This window comes from Kitasatospora purpeofusca, from assembly GCF_034043715.1.
GTDB lineage: Bacteria > Actinomycetota > Actinomycetes > Streptomycetales > Streptomycetaceae > Kitasatospora > Kitasatospora purpeofusca_A.
The window spans coordinates 1-10773 of sequence record NZ_JAXCLC010000128.1; the positions used below are offsets into that span (position 1 = coordinate 1).

Genomic DNA, 10773 nt, shown 5'->3' on the forward strand with positions numbered 1-10773 from the left:
CCCCCCCCCCCCCCGGGGGGGGGGGGGGGCCGCGTCCAGCGCCGGGACCGCCGCTACAGCAGCCCGCCGTTGGGCACGTACGGCGCCGGCGGGCGCATCCCGCGCAGCCCCAGGTACCCCCGGGTCGCCACGGACAGGCCCAGTTCGAGGCCGACGTCCAGCGCCCACTCCTGCTCGGCGGTCAGCGCCTCCACCCGCGCCTCCACCCCCTCCGGCACCCGGGCCAGCGCCTCGCGCAGCAGCCGGGTGGCGATCCGCTTCGAGGTGGCGGCCAGCAGCCGCACCTCGCCGCCCTCCCGGTAGCAGTAGCCGCTGCCGGCCAGGGTGTCCGCGACCAGCAACTCCTCGCAGTGCGCGAGCAGCAGTTCGTGGTCCGGGCCGTGCGCGGCGCCGCGCAGCCGCCGGTCCACCGAGTCCAGCAGGTGCCGGTGGGTGGCGTTCCCGGGGTGCACCGGGAGGTCCCCCGGGTCGACCAGCCCGGACCGGTCCACCCGCCCGGTCAGCTGCATCGCCGGGTGCAGCGTGAACCCGGCCAGCCGGTACCGCCGCACCGCCGCCGGCGAGGGCGAGGCGCACAGCATCCCGCGCAGACAGCCGTGCCCGTGGGCCAGGGCCCGCTCCAGCAGCAGCCGACCCACTCCCTTGCCCTGGGCCTGCGGCAGCACCACGAGCAGCGCCAGCATCCAGACGCCCTCGCGGCGCAGCGCCAGCGCCGCGCCGACCGGCTCGCCGTCCAGCTCGGCCAGCCAGCAGCCCTCCGGATCGGTGCGCGCCAGGTGTCTGGTGCGGGCCAGCTGGAACACGGACGGCGGGGGCGGCCCGGTGACCGGCGGGGCGTCGGGCAGCGAGGCGAACGCGGCGGCGGAGAGGTGCCGGACCACTTCCGCATCGGTGGCGGAGTCCTGGATCGGGCGCAGCAGCATGCCCTCCATCCTGACCGCCGGGCCCGCGCCGCGGGGCCGATTCGCCCGGACCGGTCCTAGCGGGATGCGGCCGGGGTCCGCCGGTGTGCGAGCATGGAAGGCGTATGGGGAACGGGTGCACGCCCGGCCCACGGAACACCGCCGCCGTGAATCCACCGAAAACACTCCGTCGTCCGGGAAATGAATCCGGACGGCAGTCGGTTGGTACTGGCGGCAGACCGTCGTCAAGACCGGGAGAACGCAGATGACCGTCCAGGACGAGACCACCGTCGAGAGTGGCATCCTCCTCACCGATGCCGCCGCGGCCAAGGTCAAGGGCCTGCTGGAGCAGGAAGGCCGGGACGACCTGGCGCTGCGCGTCGCCGTCCAGCCCGGCGGCTGCTCGGGCCTGCGCTACCAGCTGTTCTTCGACGAGCGCTCGCTCGACGGTGACGTGCTGAAGGACTTCGACGGTGTGAAGGTCGTCACCGACCGGATGAGCGCCCCTTACCTGGGCGGCGCCACCGTCGACTTCGTCGACACCATCGAGAAGCAGGGCTTCACGATCGACAACCCGAACGCCACCGGCTCCTGCGCCTGCGGCGACTCGTTCAACTAGTCGGTCCGGCTTCAACCAGCCGGTCCGACACGAAGGCGGCCCCCGGATCCCGGGAGCCGCCTTCGTCGTGTCCGCGCGGGGTCCGCGCCGGGGTCACGGGTTGCCGGGGATGTCCGGGACCACCGGATCCGGGCCGATCTTGGCGTCCGCCTCCAGCGGCACCTCCTGCCCGGTGCTCAGATCGGTCACCGCCCGGCCCTGGAGCGGCTGCTTCAGGTCGGCCGTCACGGTCTGCCGCTTGGCGAGGTCGGCGCAGGCCTGTCCGGCCGGGACCGGCGCCGCCGTGGTCACCCGGACGTCCACCCGGCCCGGCTTGGACTCGTCCGCCTTGAGCGCGTACCGCTGGCAGATCCCGCCGTAGAACCAGACCGTCAGCTTGTTGCCGTCCACCCGGTAGGTGATCGCCGGGTGCACCGGCGAGCCGCTCCCGGAGCCGTTCGGCGGCGGCTCGCCCACCGCGATGCCGTTGCCGTCCGGGGGCGTGGGCGCCGGGGTCGGCTTCGACGGCGGGGCCGGCGGCTTGGTGGCCTGGGCGGGACTGTCCGGGGCCGGGCTGGCCGGCCGCGGGTCCGGGGTGGTGGCCGTCGGGTCGACCGGCGGCGTGGTCACCGGCGCGGGCGGGGCCGGGGTCGTGGCCGGGGCGGCCGGGTCCGCGCTGCCGGTGGCCGCGCCCGGCGAGGCGGAAGCGCTCGCCGAGGCCCGCTCCCCGCCGGAGGCCGCCGTGTCCGAAGCCGCCTTGGTCCCGCCGTCGCAGCCGGCCAGGACGGCCACCGCCGCCAGGGCGAGGCCGGCCAGCGCGGTCGCGCGGGCCCGCCCGGAACGTCTGGGCATGCTCTCCAGATCCATCTGCACTTCCTCCCGAGGGTTCAGCGGTACGCCTTGGCGGCCCGCGGGGATGTGACGTGGCCCGGACGATTCCGGTTCCCCGCCCGTCCCGGCCGTACCCCGGGACCCTCGGGAGCCCCGCTCAGGGCCCGTACTCGGGCATCGACGCGACCACGCGCCGGGCGCGGGAGGGGACGCGGAAGCCGGAGCCGACCGGCGCGCTGTCCTGCGGACCGGTCGCCAGCAGCGGCCAGAACCGCCGCAGCCGGTGCGAGGAGTCCACCAGCGCGTCCAGCGACTCCCCGTCGGCGTCGCCGGGCAGGGCGGGCGGAACCCGCAGCGGGTGGTGACTGGGCAACATCGGCCATCAACTCCGATCCACCTGCCGTGGCAGCGCCGCCACGGTCCGGTCGGGGCGCGGGAGGAGCCCCTGACTGCGACCCTAGGCCGGGCGTCCGGCAGCCACCAGAGCTACCACGGGGTAGTACACCTTCGGGGGTGGCGGGTGACAGCGGACGGCCGGGAACGCACCCGGCCGTCTTGCTGGGGCCCGGGGCCCGCCGGGTACCGTGGGTGGGTTACACCCCTGCTGTTCCATGGCCCCGCTGCCATCCTGAGGAGACCCCGTGCGTATCGCCGTCGCCGGTTCGATCGCGACCGACCACCTGATGACCTTCCCCGGCCGGTTCGCCGACCAGCTGGTCGCCGAGCAGCTGCACAACGTGTCGCTGTCCTTCCTGGTCGACACCCTCGACATCCGCCGCGGCGGCGTCGCGCCGAACATCGCCTTCGGCATGGGCGTACTCGGCCTGCGCCCGGTCCTGGTCGGCGCGGCCGGCGCGGACTTCGCGGAGTACCGCAGCTGGCTGGAGCGCAACAACGTGGACTGCCGGTCCGTCCACATCTCCGAGACCCGGCACACCGCGCGCTTCATGTGCACCACGGACGAGGACCACAACCAGATCGCCTCGTTCTACACCGGTGCCATGGCCGAGGCCCGCAGCATCGAGCTCAAGCCGATCGCCGACCGCGTCGGCGGCCTCGACCTGGTGCTGATCGGCGCCGACGACCCGCAGGCGATGGTCCGCCACACCCAGGAGTGCCGCACCCGCGGCTACGCCTTCGCCGCGGACCCCTCGCAGCAGCTGGCCCGCCTCGACGGCCACGACATCCGCCAGATCGTCGACGGCGCCGCGTACCTCTTCACCAACGAGTACGAGGCCGCGCTGATCGAGTCCAAGACCGGCTGGGACGCGGAGGAGATCCTCACCCGGGTCGGCACCCGGATCACCACCCTCGGCAGCAAGGGCGTCCGGATCGAGCGCAAGGGCGAGTCCCCGATCCTGGTCGGCTGCGCCCCCGAGGCCGCCAAGGCCGACCCGACCGGTGTCGGCGACGCCTTCCGGGCCGGCTTCCTGGCCGGCCTCTCCTGGGAGCTCGAGCTGGAGCGCGCCGCCCAGCTCGGCTGCATGCTGGCCACCCTGGTGATCGAGACCGTCGGCACCCAGGAGTACGAGCTGCGCCCGCACGACTTCCTGCAGCGCTTCGTCGCGGCCTACGGCGAGGAGGCCGGCGCCGACGTCCGGGCGCACCTGGTCAACTGACCCGCCGCACCAGGTAGGCCGAGCCCCGGTCGCCGCCGTACTCGGCGGCCGGGGCCTCGCCCAGGTACTCCTGGTCGCGCATCCCGCACCAGGCCGGCACGTCCAGCCGGGCCGCCTCGTCGTCGGCCAGCACCACGACCGTCCCGCCCACCGGGACCTCGCCGATCCGCTTCGCCAGCTCGATCACCGGCAGCGGGCACCGCTTGCCCAGCGCGTCCAGGACCAGCGGGCCGTCGTCGGGCTCCCCGGCCGCGGCGGGCGCGGGCAGGTCCAGCCCCAGCGGGGCGCGGACACCGGCCACCAGCTCCGGCAGCACGGTCAGGAAGCGGTCGACGTCCGCCCCGGTGGTGCCGAACGGCAGTGAGATCCGGACGTTCCCCTCGGTGAGCACGCCCATCGCGGCCAGCACATGGCTCGGCGTCAGCGTGGACGAGGTGCAGGAGGAGCCGGAGGAGACCGCGAACCCGGCCCGGTCCAGCTCGCCCAGCAGGACCTCGCCGTCCACGTACAGACAGGAGAAGGTGACGATGTGCGGCAGCCGCCGCACCGGGTCGCCGACCACCTCCACCTCGGGGACCAGCCGCGGCACCCGGGCCCGGATCCGCTCGACCAGCTCGTGCAGCCGGGCGTTCTCCTGCTCCGCCTCGGCCCGTACCGCGCGCAGTGAGGCCGCGGCCGCGACGATCGCCGGCACGTTGACGAAGCCCGGCACCCGGCCCGCCTCCCGCTCGTCGGCGGGCAGCGGCGAGACGTAGCGGACGCCCTTGCGCACCGCGAGCACCCCGACCCCGGCCGGTCCGCCCCACTTGTGCGCGCTGGCGGTGAGCAGCGACCAGCCGGTCGGCAGGTCCACCCGTCCGGCGCTCTGCGCGGCGTCCACCAGCAGCGGCACCTCGCCGCGGAGCGCGGCCACCTCGGCGACCGGCTGCACCGTGCCCACCTCGTGGTTGGCGGACTGCAGCACGGCGAGCGCGGTGTCCGGCCGCAGCGCGGCGGCGAAGACCTCAGGGTCCACCCGGCCGTGCCGGTCCACCGGTACCGAGGTGACCTCGCCGCCCTCGGCGAGGTGCCGTTCGGCGCTGTGCAGGACGCTGGAGTGCTCGACGGCCGAGTGCGCCAGGTGCCCGCCGCGCCGCCGGTTGCCGCGCAGCGCGCCCAGCACCCCGAGGTGGACGGCCTGGGTCCCGCCGGAGGTGAAGGCGATCTCGTCGGCCCGGCAGCCGACCACCTCGGCCACGGTCTCCCGGGCGGCGTCCAGCAGCATTCTGGCCTGGCGTCCGGAGCGGTAGAGCCGGGCCGGGTCGGCCCAGCCCTCGTCCAGGGCGGCGGTCAGCGCCTGCCGCGCGACGGGGTGGAGCGGTGCGGTGGAAGCCACATCGAAGTACACGGTCACATTTAACGACACCGCCGGGCGTGTCCGACGCTCCGGCGGCGGCTCACCCCCCGTCAGTCGATCATCCCGAATGTCCGGATAGTCCGCTCCCGACGGGGCGTCACCACGTTGTCCGAGGTCATCCCTCGATCGGGCGTACGGACCCCTAATGCCTAGGATGACCTGCGACGCAGCCCCTGCCGGGCCTGATCGGGTGTTCGGGCGGCGCGTTACTGGGACCTGCCCGTCAGCAGCGCATAAGGCTGGAGTAGGGTTTGGCCCGCATAAGCATTCAAACCGTGCCCGTGGTCGGGTCGCCGGGGAGGGAAAGCCTCCCCGGGGCGACGCGAAGGCGGGCGAGACTTCGGGAAGGCGCTACGTGAGTCCCAACGGCTCCGACCGCTCGCCGCGGCGCACGATGCGGCGGAAGCTGCCTCAGGCGCTGGCACTGGGCCTCGTCATCGCGACCGCCACCGGCTGCTCGGCCAACGACCTCCCCAGGCTTGGCCTCCCGAGTCCTGTCACCAAGGAAGGGCCGATGGTCCTCCACATGTGGCAGGGCTCCTGGATCGCGGCGCTGGTGGTCGGCGTACTGATGTGGGGTCTGATCATCTGGAGCGTGATCTTCCACCGGCGCAGCCGCACCGGTGTGCAGGTCCCCCCGCAGACCCGGTACAACGTGCCCATCGAGGCGCTCTACACCGCGGTCCCGATCATCATCGTGTCGGTCCTCTTCTACTTCGTCGCCCGCGACGAGTCGAAGCTGATCGCCGTCTCCGAGAAGCCGCAGCACACCGTCAACGTGGTGGGCTTCCAGTGGAGCTGGGCGTTCAACTACGAGAACACCGAGAACCCGGACCCGGCCAACCAGCAGGCCGCGTACGAGGTGGGCACCCCCAACCAGGCGCCCACCCTGTACCTGCCGGTGAACGAGACGGTGCAGTTCCGCCTCACCTCGCGTGACGTGATCCACGACTTCTGGCCCATCAACTTCATGATGAAGATGGACGTCGTGCCGGGCGTGGTCAACAAGTTCGAGGTCACGCCGACCGTCAAGGGTGAGTACCGGGGCAAGTGCGCCGAGCTGTGCGGTGTCGACCACTCGCGCATGCTGTTCAACGTGAAGGTCGTCGACCGCGCCGAGTACGACCAGCACTTGAAGGACCTGCGGGCCAAGGGTCAGACCGGCGCGGTGCCCTCCGGCATCACGACCATGGGAAGTGAAGAGAAGTGACCATCCTCAACGAGCCCGCCGCGGCCGGCGGGGGCGCCGGGGCCGTCACGGTCGGGGCGCAGCGGACCCGGAAGCCGGGTTCCACCATCATCAAGTGGCTGACCACCACCGACCACAAGACGATCGGCACGCTGTACCTCGGCACGTCGTTCGCCTTCTTCCTGATCGGCGGCATCCTCGCCCTGGTCATGCGCGCCGAGCTGGCTCGTCCCGGGACCCAGATCCTGTCGAACGAGCAGTTCAACCAGGCGTTCACGATGCATGGCACGGTCATGCTGCTGATGTTCGCGACGCCGCTCTTCGCCGGCTTCGCGAACTGGATCATGCCGCTGCAGATCGGCGCGCCGGACGTCGCGTTCCCGCGGCTGAACATGTTCGCCTACTGGCTGTACCTGTTCGGCTCGCTGATCGCCGTGGCCGGCTTCCTCACCCCGCAGGGCGCCGCCGACTTCGGCTGGTTCGCCTACGCGCCGCTCTCGGACGCGGTTCGCTCGCCGGGCATCGGCGCGGACATGTGGATCATGGGTCTGGCCTTCTCCGGCTTCGGCACGATCCTCGGTGCGGTCAACTTCATCACCACGATCATCTGCATGCGCGCGCCCGGCATGACGATGTTCCGGATGTCGATCTTCGTCTGGAACGTCCTGCTGACCGCCGTGCTGGTCCTGCTGGCCTTCCCGGTGCTCGCCGCCGCGCTGTTCGCCCTGGAGGCGGACCGCAAGTTCGGGGCGCACGTCTTCGACCCGGCCAACGGTGGCGCGCTGCTCTGGCAGCACCTGTTCTGGTTCTTCGGCCACCCCGAGGTGTACATCATCGCGCTGCCGTTCTTCGGCATCGTGTCGGAGATCATCCCGGTCTTCAGCCGCAAGCCGATGTTCGGCTACTCCGGCCTGATCGCGGCCACCATCGCGATCGCCGGTCTGTCCGTGACGGTGTGGGCCCACCACATGTACGTCACCGGGCAGGTGCTGCTGCCGTTCTTCTCCTTCATGACCTTCCTGATCGCGGTCCCGACCGGTGTGAAGTTCTTCAACTGGGTCGGCACCATGTGGAAGGGCTCGCTGAGCTTCGAGACCCCGATGCTCTGGACGGTCGGCTTCCTGGTCACCTTCCTCTTCGGTGGTCTGACCGGTGTCCTGCTGGCCTCCCCGCCGATCGACTTCCACGTCTCGGACTCGTACTTCGTCGTCGCCCACTTCCACTACGTGGTCTTCGGCACCGTCGTCTTCGCGATGTTCGCCGGCTTCCACTACTGGTGGCCGAAGATGACCGGCAAGATGCTCGACGAGCGCCTGGGCAAGTTCACCTTCTGGACGCTGTTCATCGGCTTCCACACCACCTTCCTGGTGCAGCACTGGCTCGGCGCGGAGGGCATGCCCCGCCGCTACGCCGACTACCTGGCCTCCGACGGGTTCACCACCCTGAACACCGTCTCGACCATCGGCTCGTTCCTGCTGGGCCTGTCGATCCTGCCGTTCCTCTACAACGTGTGGAAGACGGCGAAGTACGGCGAGAAGGTCGAGGTCGACGACCCGTGGGGCTACGGCCGTTCGCTGGAGTGGGCGACCTCCTGCCCGCCGCCGCGGCACAACTTCCTCACCCTGCCCCGGATCCGCTCCGAATCCCCGGCCTTCGACCTCCACTACCCGGAGATCGCCGCGCTGGACTACCTGGAGTACCACGGTGAGCCGGCCAAGCACTTCGCCGGTGTGACCCCGGCGAAGTACGACGCCCCGAAGCTCGGCAAGGGCAAGAAGGAAGGCGACGCCTGATGAGGGAACAGGGCAAGATTTTCCTGGGCCTGGCGGTCTTCGTGCTGGCCATGGCGATCACCTACGGCCTGTGGACCAACAGCTCCGACCACGGCATCGAGGCCGCCGGTACCACCGCGCTGTTCCTCGCCTTCGCGCTGTGCGCCTTCATCGGGTACTACCTCGCCTTCACCGCCCGCCGGGTGGACAGCGGCGCGGGTGACAACCCCGAGGCCGAGGTCGCGGACGACTCCGGCGAGCTGGGCTTCTTCGCCCCGCACAGCTGGCAGCCGCTCTCGCTGGCGGTCGGCGGCGCGCTGGCCTTCCTCGGCGTGATCTTCGGCTGGTGGCTGCTGTACTGGTCGATCCCGGTCATCCTGATCGGCCTCTTCGGCTGGGTCTTCGAGTTCTACCGGGGCGAGAACCAGAACCAGTAGGACCGGTTCCCGCCCACAGGGCCGGGCTTCCCGCACGGGAAGCCCGGCCCTGTTGCGTCCCCGGAGTGACGGCCTCACCCCGCCGGCCCAATGGGACGCCGTTCGGATGTCGCTCAGCCGGAGGGGGTTCCTACGATCTGACCAATCGTGCGAATCCCTGGGAGGCGGTCATGGCCGACAGGCGCGGTATCGCGGGTCTCGGCGGAATCACGCTGGCCCTCGTTGTGCTGGCCCCGCTGGCCGGCTGCACCTCCGGCGGCGAGGAGGTCGCGGACGCCGTCCGCAAGGTCGACGCGGCCCGGCTGGTCCACCTCTCCGCCACGGCCACGGACAAGGTGGATCCCTCGCAGCCGGTCACGGTCACCGCGGAGCCGGGCAGCCGGCTGACCGACGTCACCGTGGTCGGCCCGGACGGCCGGATCGTCGCCGGGCGGCTCTCGGAGGACCAGCGCAGCTGGCAGACCACCGGCCGGCTGAAGGCGGCCACCGCCTACACGGTGCGGATCGCCGCCGACGACGGCAGTGGCGGACGCGGCGAGACCAGCTCCGGCTTCGCCACCCTGGCCGCCCAGCGGCTGCTGACCGCCAAGCTCGGCCCCGACTCCTCCGGCAGCGGCGTCTACGGGGTCGGCCAGCCGCTCACCGTGCAGCTCTCCGAGGCGGTCAAGGACCCGCAGGCCCGCCAGGAGGTGGAACGGGCGCTGACGGTGACCTCGCAGCCCGCCGTGACCGGCGCCTGGTACTGGGTGGACGACAAGAACCTGCACTTCCGCCCCGAGGAGTACTGGCCCACCGGCACCGTCGTCGCGCTGGCCTTCGAGGCCACCGGCGGCCGGATCTCCGACGGCCTGTACGGCGGCGACCGGGCCGCCCTGGCGGTGCGGATCGGCCAGCGGGTCGAGACGGTGGTCGACGCGGCCGCCCACGAGCTGACCCTCAAGCGCGACGGCCAGGTGGTCCGGACGATCCCGGTCACCACCGGCAAGCCCGGCTTCGACACCCGCAACGGCGTCAAGGTGGTGCTCGGCCAGGAGCGCAAGGTCCGGATGAGCGGCGAGACGATCGGCATAGCGGTCGGCAGCCAGGAGTCCTACGACCTCGACGTCGAGTGGGCCACCCGGGTCACCTGGAGCGGCGAGTACGTGCACGCGGCGCCCTGGTCGGTCGGCTCCCAGGGGGTCGAGAACGTCAGCCACGGCTGTACCGGCATGAGCACCGAGAACGCCCACTGGTTCTACCAGAACACCAGGGTGGGGGACCTGGTGACGGTGGTGAACAGCCGCGGCAAGAACATGGAGCCGTTCGGCAACGGCTTCGGGGACTGGAACATCGGCTGGGGCGAGTGGGTCGGGCACAGCGCCCTCGGGCAGCCCGTCAGCACCACCACACCGGCCACCAGGGCCCCCGCCGGCGGGATGATCGCCCCGCAGCTCTGAGGACGGTCCCCGAGGGCCCGTGAGGGTTCTCGGGGCTCTCCCGGGCCCGCCCGGCCCCCGCTCAGCCCCGCCTGGCCCCGCCCAGCCCCTCCTGGTACTCCTGGCCCGCCTGGCGCTACTCCGAGCCCTCCGCGGCGTCCTCCCGGTAGGCCAGGCGCAGCGCGTTGTCGGCGGCGGCCAGGGCGTCCGCCGCCGACACCCCGAGCCGCCGGACCCGCTCGGCGTACTCGGCGGCGGCCGCGGCGGCCAGCCGGTGCGCGGAGTCGCCGACCGCGGCGATCAGGGTGCCGCGCCGGCCGTGCGTCTCCACCACCCCGTCCGCCTCCAGCTCCCGGTAGGCGCGGGCGACCGTCCCGGCCGCCAGGCCGAGCCGCTCGGCCAGCGCGCGGACGGTGGGCAGCCGAAGTCCGGTCGCCAGTTCGCCGGTCCGGGCCTGTTCGGCGATCTGGGCCCGGATCTGCTCGTAGGGGGGAGTGGCGGCGGCGGGGTCGACGGACAGCTGCACAGGGGGCTCCTGACACTTCGGCGGGGCGCCGCGAGGGGCTGTCGGACAGCCCCCGGGGGCCCGGGGAGAAGTGGAAGGGGCGGGCTCA

At 72.3% G+C, this 10773-nt stretch carries 11 protein-coding genes; 6 read left to right on the plus strand and 5 right to left on the minus strand.

Translation table 11 applies throughout. The features are described 5' to 3' along the window. Positions 1 to 53: 53 nt before the first annotated feature. A complete protein-coding gene (locus tag SM793_RS35430; RefSeq protein WP_320442454.1) occupies positions 54 to 923 on the minus strand; it encodes a GNAT family N-acetyltransferase in 870 nt (289 codons plus the stop codon). 244 nt (positions 924 to 1167) lie between these two features. Here SM793_RS35430 and SM793_RS35435 point away from each other — a divergent pair, with 244 nt between their 5' ends. Then, on the plus strand, positions 1168 to 1521 hold the full coding sequence (locus tag SM793_RS35435; protein WP_320442455.1) for an iron-sulfur cluster assembly accessory protein: 354 nt from the start codon (positions 1168 to 1170) through the stop codon (positions 1519 to 1521). 93 nt (positions 1522 to 1614) lie between these two features. On the opposite strand, the gene SM793_RS35440 is transcribed toward SM793_RS35435, so the two are convergent. After that, positions 1615 to 2352 (minus strand): hypothetical protein, encoded by a 738-nt coding sequence (locus tag SM793_RS35440; protein ID WP_320442456.1) that lies wholly within the window; start codon positions 2350 to 2352, stop codon positions 1615 to 1617. Between the two features lie 136 nt (positions 2353 to 2488). Next, positions 2489 to 2707, minus strand: coding sequence for a hypothetical protein (locus SM793_RS35445; protein WP_320442457.1), 219 nt, complete (start codon positions 2705 to 2707; stop codon positions 2489 to 2491). Positions 2708 to 2972: 265 nt separating this feature from the next. On the opposite strand from SM793_RS35445, the gene SM793_RS35450 reads away from it, so the two are divergent. Beyond that, positions 2973 to 3950 carry a carbohydrate kinase family protein gene (locus SM793_RS35450; protein WP_320442458.1) on the plus strand — a complete coding sequence of 326 codons (978 nt, stop codon included), beginning with the start codon at positions 2973 to 2975 and terminating at the stop codon, positions 3948 to 3950. Here SM793_RS35450 and SM793_RS35455 read toward each other — a convergent pair. Further along, a complete protein-coding gene (locus tag SM793_RS35455; RefSeq protein ID WP_320442459.1) occupies positions 3943 to 5337 on the minus strand; it encodes a cysteine desulfurase/sulfurtransferase TusA family protein in 1395 nt (464 codons plus the stop codon). The genes SM793_RS35450 and SM793_RS35455 overlap by 8 nt on opposite strands. A gap of 364 nt (positions 5338 to 5701) precedes the next feature. On the opposite strand from SM793_RS35455, the gene coxB reads away from it, so the two are divergent. From coxB to SM793_RS35475, 4 genes are all read left to right on the plus strand, one after another. Next, positions 5702 to 6556: a cytochrome c oxidase subunit II gene (gene coxB / locus SM793_RS35460; RefSeq protein WP_320442460.1), complete on the plus strand. Its 855-nt coding sequence runs from the start codon at positions 5702 to 5704 to the stop codon at positions 6554 to 6556. Further along, a complete protein-coding gene (gene ctaD / locus SM793_RS35465) occupies positions 6553 to 8328 on the plus strand; it encodes a cytochrome c oxidase subunit I (protein WP_413816108.1) in 1776 nt (591 codons plus the stop codon). The genes coxB and ctaD overlap by 4 nt, the downstream gene beginning before the upstream one ends. Beyond that, positions 8328 to 8744, plus strand: a complete 417-nt coding sequence (locus tag SM793_RS35470) for a cytochrome c oxidase subunit 4 (RefSeq protein ID WP_045938258.1) — start codon at positions 8328 to 8330, stop codon at positions 8742 to 8744. Before ctaD ends, SM793_RS35470 begins: the two co-directional genes overlap by 1 nt. 170 nt (positions 8745 to 8914) lie before the next feature. Beyond that, positions 8915 to 10180 (plus strand): L,D-transpeptidase, encoded by a 1266-nt coding sequence (locus SM793_RS35475; RefSeq protein WP_320442461.1) that lies wholly within the window; start codon positions 8915 to 8917, stop codon positions 10178 to 10180. 115 nt (positions 10181 to 10295) lie between these two features. On the opposite strand, the gene SM793_RS35480 is transcribed toward SM793_RS35475, so the two are convergent. Next, positions 10296 to 10685 carry a GntR family transcriptional regulator gene (locus SM793_RS35480; protein WP_320442462.1) on the minus strand — a complete coding sequence of 130 codons (390 nt, stop codon included), beginning with the start codon at positions 10683 to 10685 and terminating at the stop codon, positions 10296 to 10298. Between the last annotated feature and the right edge of the window lie 88 nt (positions 10686 to 10773).

What these genes read in the sequence shown, in the direction of transcription:
- SM793_RS35445 (WP_320442457.1), bottom strand. Translation starts at nt 2,707, where the DNA reads ATGTTGCCCAGTCACCACCCGCTGCGGGTTCCGCCCGCCCTGCCCGGC.
- SM793_RS35470 (WP_045938258.1), top strand. Translation starts at nt 8,328, where the DNA reads ATGAGGGAACAGGGCAAGATTTTCCTGGGCCTGGCGGTCTTCGTGCTG.
- SM793_RS35475 (WP_320442461.1), top strand. Translation starts at nt 8,915, where the DNA reads ATGGCCGACAGGCGCGGTATCGCGGGTCTCGGCGGAATCACGCTGGCC.
- SM793_RS35435 (WP_320442455.1), top strand. Translation starts at nt 1,168, where the DNA reads ATGACCGTCCAGGACGAGACCACCGTCGAGAGTGGCATCCTCCTCACC.
- SM793_RS35440 (WP_320442456.1), bottom strand. Translation starts at nt 2,352, where the DNA reads ATGCCCAGACGTTCCGGGCGGGCCCGCGCGACCGCGCTGGCCGGCCTC.
- SM793_RS35430 (WP_320442454.1), bottom strand. Translation starts at nt 923, where the DNA reads ATGCTGCTGCGCCCGATCCAGGACTCCGCCACCGATGCGGAAGTGGTC.